The following is a 24,457-nucleotide window of genomic DNA, read 5'->3' as shown; positions in this document are numbered from 1 at the left end:
TTTTTTCTTTTTTTTTCTGAAAAAGCGTGAGAATAATATTACAAAAATAGGTTGTTTCAAATTACGTATTTGCCAAATTGAAATAAATCGCTACAATTAGTCATAGATGTCGCAAGATATGTGATAAGATAAAAGCGGCAAACATTAGTTCCATTTTATTTTTTTAAAGGATTAATTACTCTTTTAAACGAATGATTAAATTAAATAGTTCATAAAGCAATGAGAAGGATGTTTCTTTTTGAAGGGAATGAAAGGGGTATTTTAGGTGGCAAGAAATCAGCAAGCATTTGATTATAATGATGATGCCATACAGGTACTAGAAGGACTTGAGGCGGTTAGAAAGCGCCCAGGAATGTACATTGGCAGTACCGACTCACGCGGTCTCCACCATCTCGTTTATGAGATTGTCGACAACGCTGTCGATGAAGCACTTGGCGGCTTTGGTGATCACATCATTGTAAAAATACACAAAGATAATTCAATTAGCGTTATTGATAGAGGACGCGGAATGCCGACCGGCATGCATAAAACGGGGAAACCGACACCTGAGGTCATTTTAACGGTTTTGCATGCTGGCGGAAAGTTTGGTCAGGGCGGTTATAAAACAAGCGGCGGTTTGCACGGTGTTGGTGCTTCTGTTGTCAACGCCTTATCTGAATTGTTAATCGTCACCATTAAAAGAGATGGTTTTGTCTATGAACAACGCTTTGAAAATGGCGGTAAACCGGCAACGACACTCGAAAAAATTGGCAAAACCAACCAAACGGGAACAACGATTCATTTTAAACCCGATCCAACGATTTTTTCGGTAACCACTTATAATTTTGAAACATTATGTGAGAGGTTAAGAGAGTCGGCCTTCTTGTTAAAAGGATTAAAAATTGAAATCATCGATGACCGCAATAGCCTTCATGAAACATTTCATTATGAAAATGGCATTGAAGCGTTTGTTGAATATTTAAATGAAGAGAAGGATATCCTTAGTCCTGTAATCAGTCTCGAAGGTGCTCAAAATGGGATTGAAGTGGATTTTGCCTTTCAATTTAATGATGGCTATTCAGAAAATGTCCTCTCGTTTGTTAACAATGTCCGCACAAGAGATGGCGGTACACATGAAGCTGGGGCAAAAACAGCGATGACGAGGGTATTTAACGACTATGCCCGTAAGGTTTCCTTCCTAAAAGACAAAGATAAAAACCTTGATGGCACCGATATTCGTGAAGGTTTATCGGCGATTATCTCCGTCAGAATCCCTGAAGAAATGCTCCAATTTGAAGGGCAAACGAAAGGTAAATTGGGAACAAGTGAGGCGAGATCAGCCGTCGATGCGGTTGTCTCCGAGCATCTCACTTATTTTCTAGAGGAGAATCCTGATATTAGCTCGCTGCTCATTAAAAAATCGATAAAAGCCTATCAAGCAAGAGAGGCTGCTAGAAAAGCGCGGGAGGACGCGCGAAGCGGGAAAAAGCGGAAACGCTCTGATGCGGTCCTTTCGGGGAAGCTTACACCGGCTCAATCAAGGAATCCACAAAAAAATGAACTTTATTTGGTGGAGGGAGATTCTGCTGGCGGCTCTGCTAAACAGGGGCGGGACCGCCGCTTTCAAGCTGTGCTGCCACTACGAGGTAAAGTAATTAACACGGAAAAAGCCAAGCTGGCCGATATTTTTAAAAATGAAGAAATCAATACGATTATCCATGCGATTGGCGGCGGAGTCGGGACAGATTTTAATGTCGACGATATCAACTACGATAAAATCGTGATTATGACCGATGCCGATACAGATGGAGCACATATTCAGGTCTTATTACTAACGTTCTTTTATCGGTATATGAAACCGCTACTAGAAGCAGGAAAAGTATTTATTGCCCTGCCGCCACTTTATAAAGTGAGCAAAGGGACGGGGAAGAAAGAAGTCATTGAGTATTCTTGGAATGATGATGATTTGCAGGGTGCAATCGATAAGGTTGGCAGAGGCTATATCATCCAACGCTATAAAGGACTGGGCGAAATGAACGCCGACCAACTTTGGGATACAACCATGGATCCAGAAACACGTACGCTGATTCGTGTAAAAATCGATGATGTGGCAAGGGCAGAACGTCGAGTAACCACCCTGATGGGCGATAAGGTCGAACCACGCCGGAAGTGGATTGAAAATAATGTCGCCTTTGGTTTAGAAGAGGATGACACTATTTTAGAAAATGAAAATATTACAGTCACCGAGGAGGGTTCTGAAGGATGAGTGCAAATGAAAAATTCCGCGACTTACCTCTAGAAGAAGTCATTGGTGATCGTTTTGGCAGATATAGTAAGTATATTATTCAAGAACGTGCGCTTCCTGATGCTCGTGACGGATTAAAGCCAGTCCAACGAAGAATTCTTTATGCGATGCATTACGAGGGAAATACCTTTGATAAAGGCTTTCGTAAATCAGCTAAAACCGTCGGTAACGTAATCGGTAACTACCATCCGCATGGTGATTCGTCAGTATACGAGGCAATGGTACGAATGAGTCAAGACTGGAAGGTTAGAAATGTCCTCGTCCAAATGCACGGTAACAACGGCAGCGTCGATGGTGACCCGCCAGCTGCGATGCGTTATACAGAAGCCAGATTATCAGCGATTTCAGCAGAACTTTTACGAGATATCGAGAAAAATACCGTTGAATTTATTCCAAACTTTGATGATACATCGAAGGAACCAACAGTTTTGCCAGCAATGTTCCCGAACCTGCTTGTAAACGGGTCGACGGGAATTTCTGCTGGTTATGCTACGGATATCCCACCACATCATCTGGGAGAAGCCATTGAAGGAGTAATTATGAGAATGGACAACCCGGATGCCTCTGTCGATGAACTGATGACAATCGTCAAAGGTCCAGATTTCCCGACAGGTGGTATCATTCAAGGGATTGATGGCATTAAGAAAGCCTATGAAACTGGTAAAGGCAAAATCATTATTCGCAGCAAAGCAGACATTGAAGAGTTGCGGGGCGGGAAGCAGCAAATTGTCATCACGGAAATTCCATATGAAGTCAATAAAGCAAATCTCGTCAGAAAAATGGATGAGTTTCGTCTCGACCGTAAAGTTGAAGGAATTTCTGAGGTCCGTGATGAAACGGACAGAACAGGGCTCAGAATTGTCATTGAGTTAAAAAAGGATGCCGATGCAGAAGGTGTCTTAAATTATTTATATAAAAATAGTGATCTTCAAGTGGCTTACAACTTTAATATGGTTGCCATCCATAAAAAGCGTCCGAAATTAATGGGCCTTCGTGAATTACTTGATGCTTATATCGAGCACCAAAAAGAAGTGGTGACAAAAAGAACGGAATTTGAGCTAAGTAAAGCGAAGGAACGCCAGCACATTGTTGAAGGATTAATGAAAGCTTTATCCATCCTTGATGAGGTCATTGCCACCATCCGTGCTTCAAAGGACAAACGCGATGCTAAGAACAATTTAATAGCTAAATTCGCGTTTACTGAGCCGCAGGCTGAAGCTATTGTCTCTTTACAGCTTTATCGCTTAACAAACACTGATATTACAGCGTTAAGACAGGAATCGGAAGAATTAGCGAAGAAAATTGAAGAGTGGACTAGCATTTTAGGTAGTGAGAAAAAGCTCTTCTCCGTTATAAAGAAAGAATTAAAAGACGTGAAAAAGCGCTTTGCTGATCAGCGCAGATCCAAGATTGAAGCTGAAATTGAAGAATTAAAAATAAATCTCGAAGTGACGGTCCCTAGTGAAGATGTGATTGTCACCGTAACGAAACAAGGTTACGTGAAAAGGACTAGTCAGCGTTCGTTTGCTGCATCCAATGGTCAGGACACAGCAATGAAGGAATCTGATCGTCTGTTAGCACAGCTCGATATGAATACAAAGGATGTACTTCTCCTGTTTACAAATAAGGGAAATTATCTATTCTGCCCTGTTCATGAACTGCCGGATATCCGCTGGAAGGATCTTGGCCAGCATGTGGCGAATATCATTCCAATTGAACGCGATGAAGAAATCATCCAAGCAATCCCTGTAAAGGATTTTGAAACGGAAGCCTTCTTGGTTTTTGTTACAAAAAATGGAATGGTTAAGAAAACGGAGCTAAAAGCTTATAAAGCACAGCGCTACTCTAAACCACTTGTCGGGGTTAATCTTAAAGATGAGGATCAAGTCGTTGATGTCCATCTAACAGATGGTTCAAAGGAAGTTTTCATCATCTCAAACTTTGGTTATTCACTCTGGTTCCATGAAGAAGAAATTAGTATTGTTGGGCAGCGTGCTGCTGGTGTAAAAGGGATTAACTTAAAAGATGGCGACTTTGTGATTGGCGGTAAACTCCTTAGCAATGACAGTAAGGAATCAATCGTGATTACCACGCAGCGCGGGGCAATGAAGAGGATGAAATTGAAGGAATTTGAAATAGCTACGCGGGCCAAGCGTGGTGTGGTAATCTTAAGGGAGTTAAAATCCAATCCACACCGGATCACGGGCTTTGTTGCAGCCAATGATCAGGACGTTATTTTTGTCCAGACAGAAAAAGGATCCACAGAATCGTTTATAACAGCAGATATACGCTTTAGTGACCGCTATTCTAACGGATCTTTTATCTTTGATGAAGGGGAGAATGGAAAGATAACAACGGTTTGGAAAGTGCCAGCACCAGACAAAGTAAATGAATAAATTTTTGAATGAGACTCTCTAGAAAATAGGGAGTCTTTTTTTCATCTTTTTACCATTAATGGACATACTAGCTAGCAACAGAGTATGGAGGGGAAACTGATGAAAAAAGAGATGCTGTTGGTTATTGTTTCATTTTTTCTTATGTCACTTACCGCAATCACAGGTGTGTACGCCATTGAAAAAAATGATTCAACAATCATCATTTCAAAAGAGGAAGCAGATATAACAGGCGACGGAAGAGCGGAGCACATCCTTCTACAGGGTGTCCCCTATCAGGGCAAAGAATCTTTTTTGAAGAAGATATTTATTAAAGTGGCAGCATCTAATGGTAAAACCTATACCTTTCCGTTAGAAAGCGGGGCGAAAGCGGCCCTTCAGCTTAGGGACTTAAATCATGATGGTGTGAAGGATATATTTACCTGTGTTTTGACAGGAGGGAGCGGAGGAATTACCATCAACTCGTTATTTTCTTTAAAGAATTTTGTCCACACGGAGTTACACGTTCCCGAACCGCTGGAAATGGAAAGTAAATTTTCAGATGGTTATAAAGCAGAAATAAAATTGACGGAAATAGGGAAGACCTATTTATTTGATCTAAAGGATCGGAAGAACTATTATAAAAAACTAGGTCTTTACTATAAGGGAAAGTTGAATGAGCCTATGGAATTAACGGTGAACCCGTATAGCAGCCTGCAGCCAATTCAATTAGAAAATGAAAAATTGGGCTTAAAAGGTCTTCAAAGAATAACAGGAATTGCTAATGCCGATACGATTGCGTTAGTTGAATCGACCTGGAATTATGAAAATGGTCATTGGAACCTTTTTAGTACCGAAGTTAGGCAGGAAAGAGCTCAGTAATGCTACGCCATAAGAAACCGAGCAAACACATCCATTTTTATAAAAATGGATGTGTTTTTTAATGAATTTCACTCGAGGTATTTGGTAGTAGTAGCTAGTTTAATGTTCATATTTAGTTCATAATTATATTGTATAGTTTACTCTTAAACAATTAAAAACGGAGTTGAAGCATCTTGACTAAATTGATCAAATACTTAAAACCCTTTCAAATCCCCATTTACCTTGTTTTAGCGCTTGTCCTCCTTCAGTCATTATCAGAACTTTATTTACCAACATTGATGGCCGATATTGTTGACAAGGGAGTGGTGACAGGTGATACGGACTACATTTGGAAAATCGGCGGTTTTATGCTACTCGTAGCGGCTGGCGGGATGGTTTGTTCGATTGCTGCCAGTTTTTATTCAGCAAAAGCAGCATCGGGTTTCGGTAAATTGTTGCGTACCAAGGTTTTTTCCCATGTTGGTGACTTTTCGTTACATGAATTCGATAAACTTGGAACTGCCTCTTTAATCACTAGAACAACCAATGATATTACTCAAATCCAGCAGGTACTAGTGATGATGCTGCGAATGATGGCTATGGCCCCGATGATGTGTATTGGCGGCATCATCATGGCTTATTCCAAAGATTCCAAATTAACCTTAGTTCTTGCCGTGGCATTACCCGTTCTAGTGCTTGCCATTGTGATTATCGCCAAAAAAGGAATACCGCTTTTTAAAGCGATGCAAGTAAAATTGGATAATCTAAATCGTGTGTTAAGAGAAAATTTAACGGGTATTCGTGTTATTCGTTCATTTAATCGTGTCGAGCATGAGAAAAAACGATTCGACGCAGCAAACTGGGATTTAACGCAAACAGCTATTAAAGTAAATAAATTAATGGCAGCAATGATGCCGATTATGATGGTCGTTCTAAACCTTTCTACTGTTGCGATTATTTGGTTTGGCGGGATTCGTATTAGCAATGGTCATATGCAGGTCGGCGATATGATGGCATTTATTCAATATGCGATGCAAATTATGTTCTCGTTCATCATGTTATCAATGATGTTCGTGATGATTCCAAGAGCATCCGTTTCTGCTGTTAGAATTAACGAAGTCATTGAGACTGTGGCAGACATCAAGAATCCGGCTAAGCCTGTTTCAGGAAAAGGTACAAGAGGGCAGGTAGAATTTAGAAATGTAACCTTTAGCTATCCTGGAGCTGAAATGCCGGCGATTTCAAATATTTCGTTTTCCATGAATCCCGGTGAGGTAACGGCCATTATTGGTGGAACCGGTTCCGGAAAATCGACCCTCATTAATTTAATCCCGCGTTTTTATGATGTAGACAGCGGGAATGTCCTTGTTGACGGTGTCGATGTTCGTGAAATGACGCAAGAGCAGCTTAGAGAAAAGATAGGCTTTGTTCCTCAGCAAGCAGTTCTATTTACTGGGACGATTGCGGAAAATATCCGCTACGGCAAAGAGGATGCTACCGATGAAGAAGTGAAGCATGCTGCTGAAATTGCCCAAGCAAATGAGTTTATTTCTGGCATGCCTGATGGTTTTGATGCCACGATTGCCCAAGGGGGAACAAATGTTTCTGGTGGGCAAAAGCAGCGATTGTCTATTGCCCGAGCGCTCGTTCGGAAGCCGGAAATTTATATATTTGATGACAGCTTTTCTGCATTGGATTTTAAAACAGATGCCAAGCTTCGTGCCGCATTAAAAGGGGAAACGGTTGATTCAACTGTACTTATCGTGGCACAACGAGTGAGTACAATTATCGATGCAGATCAGATTCTTGTCTTAGATAATGGGGAAATCACGGGAATTGGCAACCATAAGGAACTGATGGAATCGAGTGCGGTTTATCGCGAGATTGTCATGTCACAGCTGTCAGAGGAGGAAATCGCATGAGTAAAGATTCTAATAACCAAAGACATGAACAAAAAGAGGGTGTGCGGAAAGGTGGACCCGGCGGGGGATTTGGCCCAATGGGCATGGGCATGCCTGTTCAAAAAGCCAAGGATTTTAAAGGAACATTAAAAAGACTGATAAGCTATTTAAAACCGTATAAATTACAGCTATTTGCTGTTTTAATTACAGCGATCATCAGTACCGTGTTTTCGATTGTCAGCCCGAAAATTATGGGCCATGCAACAACCAAGCTGTTTGAAGGTTTGATGATGAAGCTTAAGGGTGTTCCCGGAGCAAAAATAGACTTTGACTACATCGGTCAAATAATTATTTTACTAATTGGACTTTATATTATTAGTGCGATATTTGCTTATTTACAAGGGTATATTATGGCCGGGGTAGCGCAAAAGACGGTCTACAATCTGCGTAAAGAAGTCGAGGTAAAACTAAACCGGCTGCCGCTAAAGTACTTTGATTCGCGTACACATGGTGAAATTCTCAGCCGTGCGGTAAATGATGTCGATAATATCAGCACGACCTTGCAGCAAAGCTTAACCCAGCTGATTACATCAGTTGTTACGATCATTGGCGTTATTGTCATGATGCTATCCATTAGTCCATTAATGACACTCATTGTCATCTTGACACTGCCACTTAGCGGTGTAGCGATTGCAAAAATCGCCAAGAAGTCACAACAGTTTTTTAAAGGACAGCAAAAATCACTTGGCCAGTTAAACGGGCATGTCGAAGAAATGTATACGGGTCATAAGGTCATCAAAGTATTTGGACATGAGCAGAAATCAATTGAGCAATTCGAGGAAATCAATGAAACGTTATTCCAATCAGGCTGGAAGGCCCAATTCGTTTCCGGGATGATCATGCCATTAATGTCGTTTATTAATAATATTGGCTATGTCCTTATCTCAGTTGTTGGCGGTATATTAGTGACAAAAAACGCGATTAAAATTGGTGATATTCAGGCATTTATCCAATATGCAAGGCAATTTTCTCAACCAATTGCACAAACAGCATCTATCGCAAACGTAATTCAGTCAACTATTGCCAGTGCAGAACGCGTTTTTGAAATATTGGATGAAACAGATGAGGTTCCTGAAGCAGTTGCTGCGAAGGAGATTGTTGATCCAAAGGGAGAAGTAACCTTCGATCATGTTTCCTTCGGTTATGAGGAAAACGAATTATTAATCACCGACATGAATATCGACGTAAAACCAGGGCAGAAGGTAGCGATTGTCGGTCCAACAGGTGCTGGTAAAACGACTCTCATTAATTTATTGATGCGTTTCTATGAAATCAATTCGGGGAACATTTTCATTGATGGAATTGAGACTAGAGATTTAAAAAGAGAGCATCTCAGAGGCTTGTTTGGAATGGTGCTGCAGGACACATGGCTTTTCAATAGTACGATTCGTGATAATATTGCCTATGGCAGGGAAGGCGCTTCAGAGGAAGAAATTGTCGCCGCGTCTATAGCAGCTAATGCTGACCATTTCATTCGAACACTACCTGACGGATATGACACCATTTTGAACGAGGAAGCTTCCAACATATCACAGGGTCAAAAGCAATTGCTAACGATTGCGAGGGCGATTCTGGCCAACCCGGCGATATTAATTCTCGATGAAGCGACAAGCAGTGTTGACACACGGACAGAGATTCAGATTCAAAAGGCAATGGATCATTTAATGAAAGGGCGCACGAGCTTTGTCATTGCCCACCGGCTTTCAACGATTCGTGATGCTGATCTGATTCTTGTAATGAATCATGGCAGTGTCATCGAAAAAGGAAATCATCTGGAATTACTAGAAAGAGGCGGTTTTTATGCAGATTTGTATAATAGCCAGTTTACCGGAGGAAACATTAAAAATGAAGGGTAGTAAAAGACCCTGAATCTATTAAAATTTTATGAGTTGCAAACAACCCATTGCTTAGAAGGAATTCCTCTTTCTAAGCTCTTTTATTTGGTCATATTTGTCAATCTAGCCGCCGCTTATAGCAGCAATAATAGTGTTTTCAATAATTCGCTCATTGGATCCTAAAATTCGCTCATTGACATGTTAAATTCGCCCATTGAGGCGGGCTTAACACGGGTCGGAAGGGAGGGGAGATATCCTTATCGCTATTCTGGTATGTGGTTTCACTAGCACATTCGTTATTTGGTGCTGGTTTGGATCGTATTATGAAATAAGTGGGAATTAATTAAAGATAGTTGGGGGACATTTCGTTAAAAAGTTGACATTTTGACAATAATATTAGAAAACCCGAAATCCATTTTCAAGTCAGGCATTATCATGAACCGATTAGAGCACTTATATGGCAGATGGAGTCCGATCCTGAACACTCATTAAAAATGAGGAACAATTTGTGAAACTTTGAAGCAAATAATCAATTAAAGTTAAAATTTTTCCAATATCTCATTATCTTAAGTATACTTGCGATTTGAGACAATAGTGATTTTTCCACACATAATAATATTATGTAAACTGATAAAATAAAAATAAACTGCCACGATGGTGACAGTGTTTTTACATTTCTTCTTTTGGCATATCCATCTTATCAACAGCAATTTTTAGATCATCATTCTTAATATGCGTGTAAATCATCGTGGTTTGAATCGAGGAATGCCCTAATTGCCTTCTTAATTTAGGTACATCATTGATTTCCGCATGGTATCTGGTAGCAAATGAATGACGCAGCTTATGTACGGATAACGAGGGTTTCCCAAATGCAGTAGCATATTTTTCTATCAGGTTTTCAACTGCTCTAACTTTTAATCTTCGTGATTTTACTTTAGGACCTGTTGGTCCACTAACAAATAATGCCTTTTCATTTTTATCAACATTGTATTTTGCAGTTCTGACTGCTAAATATTCTTGGAGGTCAGCCATAGCTACTTGACTAAAATAAACGAATTGTTCTTTATTTCCTTTGCGGATAACTCGTACACAATATTTGTTATAATCAATATCATCCAAATCAATTCCGACCAGCTCTGAAAGGCGAAGTCCAGATCCTAGTATTAAAGACACAATTGCAGTATCACGTTCTTTATTTAATTGATAAAAGTAGGATAATCTCTTGTTTTCTTTGTTCAATTCACCATAATCATTGGCAATAAATAAGCGGAATTTCTCGTATTCATCCCCAAGCAGGATCTTTCCTTCCATTTTCGTAGCCTTCGTTTCCATGCTTTCTTTAACTTCATTAAAATCAATTTTTGCCATGATATTCCGATTAATATAAGGTTTTAATTCCGATGTCTCAGCAATATTTTGAAGATAGTTGAACAAGGATTTTAACGCGGATAATTTACGATTTACGGTCAGTTCTTTATTATTTAATTGGTAGTGCAAAAAGTTAAGAAATGCATCAATCTCTATCACAGTCAATTTTTCTAGGCGATCTAACGGAATATCGTCAATTCTACCTTCAAATAGGCCTTCACTAAGCATCCAATTAAAAAAGATTTTGTAATCATGGCAGTAATTATACAGGGATGCGGTCGAAAGATTTCGTAATTTATGATTTATGTATTCTTCAACATACCACGGCAATTCCCGGAGCAAGTCTTGAAGTTTTTTAAATTTTTCTTGTTTTGCCTGATTCACCATATTAACACCTCCTTCAATATTTTACTTCATAGTATAAACTGCGTCAAATTTATATTTTACGCAGTTTATATGTTTAAGATTAAAGAATTAAAATAAATCTAACGCTAATTGTTCATTAAACTCCCTGTTATCCCAGCGGCTCTTGAATTCAAGAAACTGTTCTAACGTATTATTTTTTCTACCATATATTTTATGAAACAAAATATGAACTTGTTTTCTTAGGGGTATACCAATAATTTCATCGTGTTTTTGTTCTAATCTGCTAAAAATGAGTTGCAATTCATCATTAGTATAATCTTTTTTATTTTTTCTTTTGTTAAAATTTAATTCTTTTAATACCTCATCACGTAAAGTAGCGAATGATTCGGTATGATGTATTTGCAGATCATTTGCTCTTTCACCAGTAACCGCACATCTATACTCATATTTAATCAATGTTTGAAACTTCCAATTTTTTGTACTCTCTCTTAATGCTATGTTTAGAGATGTAATGCCGCCGTTCCAATTAGGATTTTCCCTCCCACTGTACCATTTACTTTTAATCTCGTTATAACATTGCGGGCAACTATTTCCATTAAGTAAAGCATAAAATTCTATCTTGTTAATTTTATCTGGATGTTTCGGGCATTTATATCTCATTTTTGTCCTACTATTAATGTATGTAGTTTCTAATAGTTGATAGCCTTTTTTTTCAAATTCTATTCTAACTTCATCAATTGAATGTTTTTTGCCAGAACAACATACACAGCCTGTTTTTCCTCTTAAAAAATTATCAAGAGTGGTACTCTGTTCATCATTAGGATGAATTGTGCAGCGAAAACGCATTTTCACACGGGTGCTGACATATTCCTGCTCCAACAATTGATAACCTCTTTCTTCAAACGCTAACTGCACTTCTTCATAAGTAAACTTCCTCATTCTATATTTCACCCCATTTTATATCGTATTAAATTTTTATCGACTGCTAAAATCAATACATCTGATTTAAATATTTGTCCTTTGTGATTGAGGTTGGACTAGACAAAGATGGTCCGCATTTATACCGCACCTAAAATTTGGGTTTTTCTTTGAAGAATGAGATTGATTTTTAGTGTTTGAAAGGCAAAATCCTTTGAACGATTATACCAAAGAAGTGAATGAGAAATAGCCACCACACCCTTTTCATTTATCAAATACCTTTTTACAGAACGTTTGTTTGCGTAACTTTATTTTAACATATCGACAAATGTCTGACTACTTTTTGCTTTCAGCAAATTCAGCTATTTTTAATAAAGCTTGATTATGGTCAATTACTTCAGGTTGAGATCTTCCCATAAAGTTTCTGAATTCCCTTCTTCATATTTCTTCTTTTCAACATTTTCCGCTTAGGAAACCATTTCCTTGCGGACTGTAAGCGACAAAAGAAGCCCTTAACGCTTCACAAATTAACCCCAAAAAAACGCCGACTGGTCTTTAATACCAATCGGCGTCCCCTCAGCACCTAATGAGCTAAAACATTTGTATTCTCTCGCACCATCTCAATAAAATACTTCATAATTCTAAAATCCTCTGTTAATTCCGGATGAAAGGAACATCCCAAAAATTGACCATACCGCGCTAAAACAATGCGCTCTTCATGTTTTGCCAGAATTTCAACATTCTCACCTGCCGCCGCGATATGCGGCGCGCGAATGAAAACAGCGGGAATATCCTCTCCTACTCCACTGATACGCATCTCGGCTTCAAAACTATCAACTTGGCGACCAAATGAATTCCGCTCGACCACGATGTCCATCACCCCCAGATGTGGCGTATCATAGCCAACGATTTCTTTTGCCAGTAAGATCAGGCCTGCACATGTTCCAAACATCAGAACTCCGCCGGCGGCTGAAGCACGAATGGGTTCAAGCAACTCGTATCGGTCCAGCAGTTTCCGCATTGTTGTACTTTCTCCGCCAGGCAGTACAAGACCATTCAATTCTTTTAGATCTTTAGCCGATTTAACTGAAATGGCCCTACAGCCAAGCTCTTCAATTTGTCTTATATGCTCTCTGACTGCACCTTGTAATGCAAGTACCCCAATTTTCAGCATATTACCAACCACGTTCCTGCATACGGTCTTTTGCATCCAGCGTGGAAATTTCAATACCTTTCATCGGTGTCCCCAGCTCTTTTGAAATTTCAGCAATCAATTTGTAATCTCGGTAGTTTGTTGTTGCTTCTACTATGGCCCGTGCGAATTTTTCTGGATTATCGGACTTGAAAATACCTGATCCAACAAATACACCATCAGCTCCAAGTTCCATCATTAAAGCGGCATCTGCAGGTGTCGCCACCCCGCCGGCAGCAAAATTGACAACAGGAAGCCTACCCAACTTTTTAATTTCCAGCAATAATTCAAATGGTGCTCCTAAATTCTTTGCATCCGTCATTAATTCATCCGTATTCATACCGACAACGCGTCTTACCTGGGCATTTACTTTGCGAATATGACGAACTGCCTCGACAATATTTCCGGTTCCCGGCTCCCCCTTTGTTCGTAACATCGATGCTCCTTCGCCAATACGACGTGCAGCTTCCCCTAAATCGCGGCACCCGCAAACAAAAGGTACGGTATAGTCGCTTTTTAATAAATGGTATTCCTCATCCGCAGGCGTTAATACTTCACTTTCATCTATGTAATCGACGCCCATTGCTTCCAATACACGTGCTTCGACAATGTGGCCGATCCGTGCTTTTGCCATTACTGGAATGGTTACAGCGTTCATTACTTCTTCCATTATCCGAGGATCTGCCATCCTGGCAACGCCCCCTGCTGCGCGAATATCGGAAGGTACCCGCTCCAACGCCATAACCGCAACCGCACCGGCAGCCTCCGCTATTTTTGCCTGCTCGGCATTAATGACATCCATAATAACGCCGCCTTTTTGCATTTCAGCCATTCCGCGTTTTACTCTTTCGGTTCCTACTAGTTTCATAAAATAACCTCCATTCATTTGATGATTACTAGTATAATAGAAATTGACTATATGAAAAGGTTCAGTTTTATGAAAAACAATGTGGTCAGTTGGGAGGAATTTCGGATGGATATGCTAATGTTTAAGTTGGATAATGGTACAGAAAAACCATTGTATGAACAGCTTTATACTGGGATCAAAGATGCCATTATTCAAAAACAAATTGAAGTGGGAACCAAATTGCCATCTAAGAAAAAATTAGCAGAATTTTTAAATATCAGCCAAACTACCATTGAAATTGCCTATGCCCAGCTCATGGCAGAAGGCTATGTGGCATCCAAACCCCGTATCGGTTTTTTCGTGGAAGAGATTGACGAATTACCCTATATTGAAAAAGAACTCCTAAACATGCCTGTAGGAAAAGTCGAGAAAAAAATCGTTCAATTTGACTTCCATCCTGGAAAAATTGATGCAGACTCCTTCCCTTTTTCACTTTGGCGAAAATATGCAAAAAATGTATATGATAGCAGTTCAAAAGAATTGTTGGAAATTGGAGACCCGCAAGGAGAATTCGCTTTAAGAGTGGAAATTGCCAAATATCTATATCAATCAAGGGGGATTGTCTGCGGCCCCGAACAGATTGTCATTGGTTCTGGAACGGAACAGCTGCTTCCAATGATTCTACGGTTAGTTGGTAATGATTTAAAATTTGCACTTGAAAATCCTGGATATTCGGCCATACCTAAAATACAAATGCAAAATAGAGCCATCCCTATTCCGGTGGATGAAAATGGTTTAATCGTGGATGAACTGGAAAAAACAAAAGCCAATATTGTTTACATTACCCCTTCCCACCAGTTCCCTACGGGCGCGGTCCTATCCGCAACGAGAAGAACACAGCTATTAAACTGGGCAGCAAAAGATAAAAGCCGCTACATCATTGAAGACGATTATGATAGCGAGTTTCGTTATATCGGAAAACCTATTCCCGCCTTACAAGGGTTAGACCAAAACGAAAAGGTTATTTATTTGAGCACGTTTACCAAGTCATTAATGCCTTCCTTACGTGTTGCGTATTTTGTCTTACCTTCAACCTTACTGCAAAAATATGAGGAGACATTCAATTTTTACTCATCAACCGTACCGAGATTCGATCAGCATATTTTAGCTGACTTTTTGAGAGATGGCTTTTTTTCCAAACACTTAAACAAGATGCGGAAAATTTATCGCAAAAAACATGAAAAATTAACCCGGATATTAGAAACGAATTATCCGGATGTCATGATTACAGGAGACCTGGCAGGAATGCACATTTTAATTTCCGTCCCCCTGCCAAAAGGGGAAGATCAATTAAAACAAATGGCGTCAAAGAACCAAATTGCCATCTATCCAGTAAGCGATTATTTGTTGAGTCCTATTGACTATCAATATCCAACTTTTTTATTAGGCTTCGGCGGCATTCCATTGGAGCAAATTGAAAAAGGCATACACCAATTAATGAAATGTTGGAACCACTAGATGCAGGGAGAACGGTTCTAATGGCTTTTTGTGCCACTAGAACCGTCCCCCCTCCTTTAGAATGTGCCTTTTATCATTTTGTACATGAATGCAAAGTTAAACGGTTAATTTTTGTTATGTTTTTTAAGGGAAATTTATATCGCCTTCGAAAACAGGTTTTGTTTTTTGCATATGATTAAATGAATAATTTGCCATCGTTTGAACATCATTGTATTTTGATCGTTTATCCGACTTCATGACTACTGAGATAACCTCTTTATTATCCTTTTTTAAATATTCTACCAGCGTATGATGAGCTGCATTTGTAAAGCCGGGTTTACCAGCAATGACGTTCGGCATGGTGTGAAGGTTAATTAGGTTGCTAATGTTTTTTTCTTGCATGCTTGTTTTAATTCTAGCATCCTGCGTGGACATGATCTCTAGTACGTTCGGATGTTGAACGGCTTCTTTTGTGATGAGAGCCATATCATATGGAGTTGTATAATGGTTGGGATCATGCATGCCACTTGGAGTAACGAAATGGGTGTTTTTGAGACCTAATTCTTTTACCTTCTGATTCATAAGTTCAGCAAATCCTTTTTCGCTGCCACCTACATTTTCTGCAATCGTAACGGCCACATCATTAGCACTTACTAATAATAAAGCTTTCATAGCATCTTGTTTAGAAATCTTCTCTCCAGCTCTTAACCCCAAACAGATGCATTCTTGACCTGCGGCATTTGGGCTAACCGTTAATATTTCGCCATCATCCATTCGTTCATCTAAAATAGTGGCCGTTAACACTTTAGTCATACTCGCAGGATACGCTTTAGAATGGGCATTTTTGTTGTAAAGAATCTTCCCAGTCCCAACATCTATGGCCACTCCAAACTCTCCCGCTATTTGTGGTACTATTGTTTCCGCCGGACTTATTCCCACTGAATCCATTCCACTCACTATAATAAGGACTAATAGTGTTGCCGGAACTACCTTCCAGATGTTCGCCATGATGTACCCCCAGTTTATTGGACCATTCGGTTTCTCCTTTTTATTTTTCTCCATTTTTCCAGAAATATTTTATTATTTTGCGTTCCAACTCTTTTAAAATTCGGACTAAAAAAAGAGATTGGAAAGTCCAACCTCTTTAATATATGCGCCGGCAAAAGTTAAAGCTGGCTTCTCAACTATCAATCAACATTTTCCATTAATTGGTTCATCATTTCTTTATCCATCGGCCCTACTATTTTCTTGCGGACAATACCTTTAGAATCAATCAGATAACTTGTTGGAATCGTAATTGCTTGAAAACGGCTGCCTATGTCACCATCTTGGTCGAGTAAAACAGGAAAAGTTAAATTACGTTCTTTTACAAATTCCTTAACGCTTTGTGTATTTTTTTCTGATGAAGTTAGATTTATCGCCAGTAGTTCAACCATATTTTTATCCTGGGCCTCATAAAAATCCTGCATGTGTGGGATCTCTGCTTTACATGGCGGACACCAGGTTGCCCAAAAATTTAAAATAACCTTTTTTCCTCTCATATCAGACAGTTTGATTACTGTGCCGTCAATCGTCATTAATTGAAAATCAGGCACGGTATTTCCTTCTTCAAGTCCAATTTTTCCAGCCTGCATTGTGCTTGAAGGACTTACTTTCGGATGTTTTTCAGTTAAAACAAGGTTCAATAAAAAATACCCACTCATAACAGCAAACAAAAAAATAAGAGTGGGCTGCAGGATCATAAAGTTAGTTAACTTTAGCTTCCTTGCTTTAAAAAAGAAGTAAATGATTGCTCCAAGTATCCCTAAAATTAATCCCTTAGTCCCTCCGGTAAAATACAATAACGATAAGGGACTATCAATAACTAATTTTGGCTCTAACAGCAATAAACTGCCTTTCCAAATTAGAAAGCCCCAAAAAACACTATTTACTACTGCATCAAATATTTTTTTACCTAATTCTTTACTTTGCGAACGCAGCAGCCATATCTTTAGAAAAATAAATCCCAACACAAAAGCCATTCCGAGAATAACCCATCTCATCATGATAGTGAAAGAACCAATTTGGATAACGTCGATATTCGCTCCCACCTTCATAAATTATTCGAGTCTTTGGCCGACAAATTGAATGACATGAACTAAGCCAGCGTGTAATTCTCCCACTTGGCGAATGACTTTTTTCTCCTTTTTGGTAGTATTCAAAGATGTGAAAAAAGGGCTAAACGTCCTTAAAAAATTAAACTCGAAGGACAGTAAACTGCCCGCCTCCGAATAATGTCTTGATATAATCGATTTTTACATTATTAAAATAAACCTGATCTCTCTCATTCACTAAAAATCCGATTCCATCTTGCTCGGTGATTTCATCATTTTTTAAAGCTGACTCCTCCAGAGTCAGACGAAGCTGTGGGCCCCCTCAGCCAATTCCCATCGATAAGCGGATTAGCGGCTGTTTACCCTCATCAATTACATCTTGAACTTCGCTAGTAACTTTAGAAATTGCGGCATGTGTTATTTTGACCATTACGATACCCCCATTAGTATTAATAAAAGTATTTCCATGCTTACTTAGATTAAAATGCCCCTATAGGTATAGGTTAATGAATAAAATTATTCCTGTCAAAGTTTTTGGTTTAACAGATGACCATTTTATTTGAACTTGCCCTGGTACCCTATTCTGTCATATGAATAATGTTTTTTTTTAACTCATTTTCCTTCGTCTTATTTTTAAAAAATTATTGAATTTCCTACTTTGTTAATTATGGTATGATAAAAGCAGTTAACCATTTTTAGGAGTGAAATCATGAGTGTACATAAAGATTTAATCAAACATGCAGCTATTCAGAACAAAACATATCAAGAGTTTCAGGCTCTCGATCAACAGCGTGAAAGCTTTATTGAAGAAGCAATTGAGTTATGTAAACAGGGTAATCCCTTTTCAACAGAAAAAATCAATCAAGTAACGAATAAAATAAATAAAATTAACCTGCGATTTATACCGACAAGAAGTAATGTTACCGTTCAGATGGTTCAAGATTACGTAAAATCAATTACAAAATAATAATTACTGGTGGTGGATGCTACGATTTCATTAACGAAAAGAAGACGGGAATTTTTAAACGAGATTTGGCATCAGTATCAGACTACCAATCTTCCTGTACATTATTCGGACGTAGCAGAAGCGATTGATGTAAGTAAATGGACTGCCTATGATGTATTAAAGAGCCCTTCCTGTGCTGGAATAGGAATCACTAACAGAGGTTTTGGGAGGAATTCATCGTCATCCGAAGCCGCTCGCCCATTATATTTTCACTACAAATAAAAAAAGCTCATCTTATGTTTTTTAAGATGAGCTGCACCTAATATTATTATTTGCTATAAATTCTATTTATCTAGGATCACAGTAGGATCTTGTTTCCCTGATAAAATCGCCATAAATTCCTCACCACTGATTGTTTCCTTTTCTAAAAGGTACTTTGTCAGCTCGTGTAATTTATCTTTATTTTCCTCTAAAATTTGAATGGCTTTTCGATGGCAGGACTTGATAATTTTGAGAATCTCGGCATCTACCTTGGAAGCAGTCTCTGCCGACACCATCAGCGAGGTATCCCCACCTAAATAGGGGTTATTGACTGTTTCTAGTCCCATCATATCGAATTCTTCACTCATCCCAAACCTTGTCACCATGGCTCTGGCAATCTTTGTTGCTTGTTCAATATCATTGGAGGCACCAGAGGTAATTGTTTTAAAAATGACTTCCTCCGCGGCACGTCCACCCATATAGGTCGTGATTTTATCCAAAGCCTGTTCTTTTGTCATCAGGACCGTTTCCTGCTCATCCACCTGCATCGTGTACCCTAAGGCCCCGGAAGTTCTAGGAATAATCGTGATTTTATGAACAGGTGCAGAATAACTTTGTTTCGCAGCCACCAAGGCATGGCCAATCTCATGATAAGAAATCGTTAATTTATCCTTCATCGAGATCACAGCATTTTTCCGTTGATAGCCGGCGATAACCACTTCAACAGATTCTTCCAAATCATTTTGGACGACCTTGTTGCGGCCCAGTCTTACCGCCCTTAGTGCGGCCTCATTGATAATATTCGCCAAATCCGCCCCTGATGCTCCAGATGTAGCCCTAGCAATCATATTAAAATCAATATCATCTGCCAATTTTACGTGTTTGGCATGCACTTTGAGAATCGATTCCCGCCCTTTTAAGTCAGGTAATTCGACCGGGACTCTTCGATCAAATCGGCCTGGTCTGAGCAATGCTTTATCAAGGGTTTCAGGTCGATTGGTTGCGGCTAAAATAACGATGCCTTTATCAGCTTCAAATCCATCCATTTCCGTTAAAAGCTGATTTAATGTTTGTTCCCTTTCATCATTGCCGCCGGGCATTCCAGAATTACGGCTTTTTCCAATGGCGTCGATTTCATCAATAAAGACAATACACGGTGCCTTTTCTTGTGCTTGTTTAAATAAATCTCTCACCCTTTTCGCACCCATCCCAACAAACATCTCAACAAATTCAGAACCCGAAATTGAAAAGAATGGAACCTTAGATTCCCCTGCCACCGCTTTCGCCAGCAGTGTTTTCCCAGTGCCCGGCGGCCCCACTAACAAAGCACCTTTTGGAATATTCGCACCGATATCTTTATATTTTTTCGGATTATGGAGGAAGTCGACGATTTCCTGCAAGGCCTCTTTCGCTTCATCCTGACCGGCTACATCTTTAAAGGTGAGCCCTGTTTCGGTTTCCACATAAACCTTTGCATTACTTTTGCCAAAGGATAAAGGACCTCCGCCTCCGCCCATCATTTTATTTTGCATTTTTCTTGTCAGCCATTGACCAATCGCAATAAAGACCAGCAAGGGAAGAATCCAAGTTAAAATAAAATTTAAAAGTGGCGATGTTTCTTTTGGGATAATTTTTGTAAATTTAACATTCGCTTTATGCAAGCGATCAACCAATTTAGGATCATCAATTGATCCAGTCTTGTAGAGCTTGGCCGCACTTTTTTCAACTGGTTTAAAGACAATCGTGTTATTTTCAATTTCCACCTGTTTTACTTTACCTTCTTCTACCATTGTTAAAAATGTCCCGTAATCAACTTCTTTTACAGAATGATTTGTTATTGCAGGAAAAATAAAAGAATTTAGCAGTAAAATGACAACTAATGTAACACCATAGTAAAATAGGAGCGGTTTTTTTGGCGGTTTTATTTGCTTCATTTTTGTTCCTCCACGTTGCTAGTTTCGAATAGGGCATGTTAAATAAATCCATTATTTATTACAAGTAAGTCCATTTTTCAAAAGATTGATTTCTATTATATAGTTCCCCAATGCCTCTTGTTTTGACAGGTCTTTCGCATATTTTTCAACAACATTACGAAAGGTTACGGTTGAAATAATCTGCATGAGATGAAACAACTCTCTGTCATTTGAAATATTCAAGAGGCTGGTATTGATTAATGGTGTAATAACTTTAAAATTATTATTACTATCATGATTCCTAAAAATATTTGAAAAGGTAGTTTCTATTTTATAGGTCATATTTAAAAAGGCATTTCTCAAGAACTGAACGTTTTCTTCTTCTTCAATGATCAATTGATAAAATTCAATCATTGTCTCAAATAAGTCCCCTTCATATTTTTTTAGAAGGAAAACAAAATTGCTATTTATGTTGACGACAAAGTCATTAAGTAAGAAGAAAAAGGCATCCTCTTTGTCTTCAAAGTATTGATAAAAGCTGCCACGCGGTATCCCAGCTGATTTTACGATATGTGAAATCGAAGCATCATATAAAGGCACTCTGGAAAATTCCTTTTTTGCCGCAAGAATTAATTTATGCTTTTTATCCTCTGGTAAATTAAAAAAGGTGATTTTCGGCAATTATTTGCCCTCCTATATTCATCTTTTAAGATGTGACATCGTGTCACAATATAATTATAATAAATGACAAGGTGTCATTTGTCAATAATATCGATTTCTATAATATGATTACTGAAGCTATGTACGTAGCTAATATAAAACCATTTATCTCAATGGTTGCTGAAAACCTTAAAGAACGATTTGAATTCTATTTGAACTTTTTAGATTAATACAATAAACCAGTTAGTGATTATTTTGTAAGATAAATTTTTTTAAAAAACACGTCTGAGATAAAATCAAACGTGTTTTTCTTAATTTATATCCGATTATAGTCTGCTCGCCAATTTTGAATCGCTTTCTTAATTTCATCCGGTTTTAAATTTTCCGCTGCTGCCCGCATACTTAACTCTGGAAATTCTTTGTCGTCTGCAAAACGTAAAGCTGCCACTTGAGCGAAACTGAGTTGATAATTCAACAACTCCCCCGTTAATACATAGTAACGAAGATTCTCTTCTGCCCGGATTGCACGGTCTTGTGCCTTTAATGGATAGAATCGTAAAAGTACTGCGATGATTACAATGATTACCATCATTAGAAAAAGGATTATCGATAGAAATATGTTCTCCTCCTGGATGATGGAACGAACCATATAGACAATTGTAGTTACTAACGTTCCTAATAATAATAACTGCAAAACATAATGATAAATCGGATGTACTCGTACATGTGATTGATAATCTTGCTTCCTCATTTTTTTTCCTCCTCTTCCTATTCCCATTTAAACGTAAAGCTGGCAATGATAAATGCACCTACGAGCCAACCACCTAAAATCAACGCCTCTGTCCCTAAGCTCATAAACGATGCTCCAACATTCATTGTTTCTCTTAAGGCATGGCTAAGATGGGCAATGGGTAAAATCTGAATGATTGGCTGCAGAAATTCAGGCATGTTTTTAATCGGGAAAAACACACCGCCCAAAAAGAGCATCGGAAAAGAGAGAAAACCGGCAATTGGCGCAGCACTTTCTGGCGTTTTAGCAATGCCTGCAATAATAAATCCAATCGCCATAAATGCGAGTATCCCTAATATGACAAAACTGATTAGAGTAAACCACGACCCGCGGACTTCAACACCAAATATCAAATGTCCTACCCCTAGAACAATAAGTGCTTGCATGCCATTCAATACAAGGCGGGCAGTAATTTGCGCCGCAATAAAAGTAGAAGCTTTTAAAGTGGTTCCTTGCATCCTTCTTAATATTCCCCGCTCTCTCCAGGCAGCAATTTGACCAGCAACGCCATTCATGTTGTTACTCATAATCATCATCGCAACAATCCCAGGTATTAAGAAGTCAATATACTTTAAATTTAGCGTTTCGACCCCTTTCATATCCATTACAACTACAGGATGATAATCGAGCTTTTCTTTACTTATTCCATCAACTAAATTATTGACCACTTGAAGACCGACTTGTGTAACAGCAATGTTCGTTTCATTAAAGTAAACAGGAAGTAAATAGGGGGCATTTTTTGCTGGTGGCCTACTTAAGCTTGCACCGTATCCTTTTGGGATGACGACAACTAGCTGTAAATCATCTTTTTTCAATTTGTTTAAAGCTTTATTTTCACTCTTTTCTATTTGTACAGTTAATGCTTTGTTTTCAATTAGGGTGGTTAAAAATTCCTTTGATTGAAAGGATTGATCTTGGTCTACAACACCAATAGTTAAAGAAATCCCATTACCATTTCCTAAAAATGAACCTAGGATAACCATGAGGAAAAGCGGAAAAGCCAGCGTCCAAAACAAGACCTGTCGATTTCGAAGGAAAATCCGCAGCTGCGATAATGTTAGTTGCCAGTAAGCTCTCATCCTTCTCTTAGCCTCCTTCCGGTCATATGTAAAAACACATCTTCTAATGTAGCTGTTCGTGTTTGCAAATCTGTTAATTTAAGCTGTTTATCCGAGGCCATGTGAATTAAGCTGGTTAAAGTGAGCTGAAGATCATCTGTATATAGAACAAAAACATCCTTTTGATTCCCAACCTTTGTTACACCTTCGATTTCATGTAACTCCACTTCAGAGGATTCATTTTGAAACCGAAACTCAACTGCACTATCTGACTGCAGGTTTTTTACAAGCTGGGACGGTGTGTCTAACGCAATAAGCTCGCCTTGATTCATAATCGCAATTCGGTCACATAATACATGTGCCTCATCCATGTAATGGGTGGTTAACACAATTGTTTTCCCTTGCTTTTTTAATTGAAGGATAATATCCCAAAGCGTTCTTCGTGCCTGTGGGTCAAGCCCTGTTGTAGGCTCATCTAGGAATATAATCCATGGGTCATGAACAAGTGCCAGGGCAATGGCCAATCTTTGTTTCTGTCCTCCTGATAGACTTTTTATCCGACTTTTCCTTTTTTCGGCTAGCAGCATCTCCTCAATTAAGGACGGAATAGAAACCTGTTTTGGATAAAAACTTGCATATAAATGTAAGATTTCTTCCACTGTAAGCAGTTCAAAGAGTGACGTCGATTGTAATTGAACTCCGATAACCTCTTTTACCTTTTTTAATTCTTTTGTGATGTCGAACCCACCAACAATCGCTGTCCCTTGATCGGGCTTTCTAAGCCCTACCAACATTTCTAACGTTGTGGTTTTTCCCGCACCATTTGGACCGAGAAGACCGAAAACTTCTCCCTTATGAACCTGAAATTCGACTCCCTTTACCGCTGTGAAATCGCCATATGTTTTCACCAAATTGATAACTCGAATGATTTCTTCTTGAGAATCCATCTTTCACACTCCTCATTATTCAGACTTAACCGTACATACTGCACCCTTCTATTAATCTTTATCTTTAGTAATTTATGGACACTTGTTCTTGTTAAAAAACAACTCTGAATACCATTATTCTACAAAAAATAATTTATTCCTCTAGAATTAAAAACAACTACAAATGGAACTATCTGAGCACATAAAAAGAAGTCGTAATCCGACCCCTTTTTTATGACTGTATGTTAAATAATTTCCTCCATATCCATCTTTTTTTTAAAACTTATCGTTGTAATGTTTTTATAGCTT

Annotated in this window: 18 protein-coding genes; 7 read left to right on the top strand and 11 right to left on the bottom strand. The window is 38.7% G+C overall.

Going from position 1 to position 24,457, the window contains the following annotated elements; translation table 11 throughout:
* Positions 1-265 precede the first annotated feature (265 nt).
* The 5 genes from parE to BSO02S_RS03690 all read left to right on the top strand — a co-directional run bounded on the left by parE (position 266) and on the right by BSO02S_RS03690 (position 9,334).
* Positions 266-2,245, top strand: coding sequence for a DNA topoisomerase IV subunit B (gene parE / locus BSO02S_RS03710; protein WP_066062610.1), 1,980 nt, complete (start codon positions 266-268; stop codon positions 2,243-2,245).
* Positions 2,242-4,680 carry a DNA topoisomerase IV subunit A gene (gene parC, locus BSO02S_RS03705; RefSeq protein ID WP_066062607.1) on the top strand — a complete coding sequence of 813 codons (2,439 nt, stop codon included), beginning with the start codon at positions 2,242-2,244 and terminating at the stop codon, positions 4,678-4,680. Before parE ends, parC begins: the two co-directional genes overlap by 4 nt.
* A gap of 99 nt (positions 4,681-4,779) precedes the next feature.
* Positions 4,780-5,538: a YybI family spore inner coat protein gene (locus BSO02S_RS03700; RefSeq protein WP_066062604.1), complete on the top strand. Its 759-nt coding sequence runs from the start codon at positions 4,780-4,782 to the stop codon at positions 5,536-5,538.
* A 173-nt stretch (positions 5,539-5,711) separates the two neighbouring features.
* Entirely contained in the window at positions 5,712-7,439 is a 1,728-nt protein-coding gene (locus tag BSO02S_RS03695; RefSeq protein WP_066062602.1) for an ABC transporter ATP-binding protein, read from the top strand.
* A complete protein-coding gene (locus BSO02S_RS03690) occupies positions 7,436-9,334 on the top strand; it encodes an ABC transporter ATP-binding protein (RefSeq protein WP_066062599.1) in 1,899 nt (632 codons plus the stop codon). Before BSO02S_RS03695 ends, BSO02S_RS03690 begins: the two co-directional genes overlap by 4 nt.
* Positions 9,335-9,982: 648 nt before the next feature.
* On the opposite strand, the gene xerS is transcribed toward BSO02S_RS03690, so the two are convergent.
* From xerS to pdxS, 4 genes are all read right to left on the bottom strand, one after another.
* Positions 9,983-11,068: a tyrosine recombinase XerS gene (xerS, locus tag BSO02S_RS03685; RefSeq protein WP_066062597.1), complete on the bottom strand. Its 1,086-nt coding sequence runs from the start codon at positions 11,066-11,068 to the stop codon at positions 9,983-9,985.
* A gap of 87 nt (positions 11,069-11,155) precedes the next feature.
* Positions 11,156-11,986 carry a hypothetical protein gene (locus tag BSO02S_RS03680; protein ID WP_066062594.1) on the bottom strand — a complete coding sequence of 277 codons (831 nt, stop codon included), beginning with the start codon at positions 11,984-11,986 and terminating at the stop codon, positions 11,156-11,158.
* A gap of 562 nt (positions 11,987-12,548) precedes the next feature.
* A complete protein-coding gene (gene pdxT / locus BSO02S_RS03675) occupies positions 12,549-13,139 on the bottom strand; it encodes a pyridoxal 5'-phosphate synthase glutaminase subunit PdxT (protein WP_066062591.1) in 591 nt (196 codons plus the stop codon).
* 1 nt (position 13,140) lies between these two features.
* On the bottom strand, positions 13,141-14,025 hold the full coding sequence (gene pdxS, locus BSO02S_RS03670; RefSeq protein ID WP_066062588.1) for a pyridoxal 5'-phosphate synthase lyase subunit PdxS: 885 nt from the start codon (positions 14,023-14,025) through the stop codon (positions 13,141-13,143).
* A gap of 105 nt (positions 14,026-14,130) precedes the next feature.
* On the opposite strand from pdxS, the gene pdxR reads away from it, so the two are divergent.
* Positions 14,131-15,522 (top strand): MocR-like pyridoxine biosynthesis transcription factor PdxR, encoded by a 1,392-nt coding sequence (gene pdxR, locus BSO02S_RS03665; protein WP_096190870.1) that lies wholly within the window; start codon positions 14,131-14,133, stop codon positions 15,520-15,522.
* 123 nt (positions 15,523-15,645) lie between these two features.
* On the opposite strand, the gene BSO02S_RS03660 is transcribed toward pdxR, so the two are convergent.
* Both BSO02S_RS03660 and BSO02S_RS26090 read right to left on the bottom strand, forming a co-directional pair.
* Positions 15,646-16,509: a D-alanyl-D-alanine carboxypeptidase family protein gene (locus BSO02S_RS03660; RefSeq protein ID WP_066062584.1), complete on the bottom strand. Its 864-nt coding sequence runs from the start codon at positions 16,507-16,509 to the stop codon at positions 15,646-15,648.
* A gap of 179 nt (positions 16,510-16,688) precedes the next feature.
* Positions 16,689-17,522, bottom strand: a complete 834-nt coding sequence (locus tag BSO02S_RS26090) for a peroxiredoxin family protein (protein ID WP_235846856.1) — start codon at positions 17,520-17,522, stop codon at positions 16,689-16,691.
* A 781-nt stretch (positions 17,523-18,303) separates the two neighbouring features.
* Here BSO02S_RS26090 and BSO02S_RS03650 point away from each other — a divergent pair.
* Positions 18,304-18,561 carry a DUF2533 family protein gene (locus BSO02S_RS03650; RefSeq protein WP_066062581.1) on the top strand — a complete coding sequence of 86 codons (258 nt, stop codon included), beginning with the start codon at positions 18,304-18,306 and terminating at the stop codon, positions 18,559-18,561.
* 323 nt (positions 18,562-18,884) lie between these two features.
* Here BSO02S_RS03650 and ftsH read toward each other — a convergent pair whose 3' ends face one another.
* The 5 genes from ftsH to BSO02S_RS03625 all read right to left on the bottom strand — a co-directional run bounded on the left by ftsH (position 18,885) and on the right by BSO02S_RS03625 (position 24,169).
* Positions 18,885-20,735 (bottom strand): ATP-dependent zinc metalloprotease FtsH, encoded by a 1,851-nt coding sequence (gene ftsH / locus BSO02S_RS03645; protein ID WP_066062578.1) that lies wholly within the window; start codon positions 20,733-20,735, stop codon positions 18,885-18,887.
* Between the two features lie 51 nt (positions 20,736-20,786).
* Positions 20,787-21,395 carry a TetR/AcrR family transcriptional regulator gene (locus BSO02S_RS03640; RefSeq protein ID WP_066062573.1) on the bottom strand — a complete coding sequence of 203 codons (609 nt, stop codon included), beginning with the start codon at positions 21,393-21,395 and terminating at the stop codon, positions 20,787-20,789.
* A 295-nt stretch (positions 21,396-21,690) separates the two neighbouring features.
* Positions 21,691-22,125: a DUF6526 family protein gene (locus tag BSO02S_RS03635; protein ID WP_066062570.1), complete on the bottom strand. Its 435-nt coding sequence runs from the start codon at positions 22,123-22,125 to the stop codon at positions 21,691-21,693.
* A 17-nt stretch (positions 22,126-22,142) separates the two neighbouring features.
* Positions 22,143-23,243: an ABC transporter permease gene (locus tag BSO02S_RS03630; RefSeq protein WP_066062567.1), complete on the bottom strand. Its 1,101-nt coding sequence runs from the start codon at positions 23,241-23,243 to the stop codon at positions 22,143-22,145.
* Positions 23,240-24,169 carry an ABC transporter ATP-binding protein gene (locus tag BSO02S_RS03625; RefSeq protein WP_066062564.1) on the bottom strand — a complete coding sequence of 310 codons (930 nt, stop codon included), beginning with the start codon at positions 24,167-24,169 and terminating at the stop codon, positions 23,240-23,242. Before BSO02S_RS03625 ends, BSO02S_RS03630 begins: the two co-directional genes overlap by 4 nt.
* Between the last annotated feature and the right edge of the window lie 288 nt (positions 24,170-24,457).

Origin of the sequence: Neobacillus soli NBRC 102451 (genome assembly GCF_001591665.1) — a bacterium.
In the GTDB taxonomy this organism is placed as follows: domain Bacteria; phylum Bacillota; class Bacilli; order Bacillales; family Cytobacillaceae; genus Neobacillus; species Neobacillus soli.
This window is presented reverse-complemented; position numbering and strand designations above follow the sequence as displayed.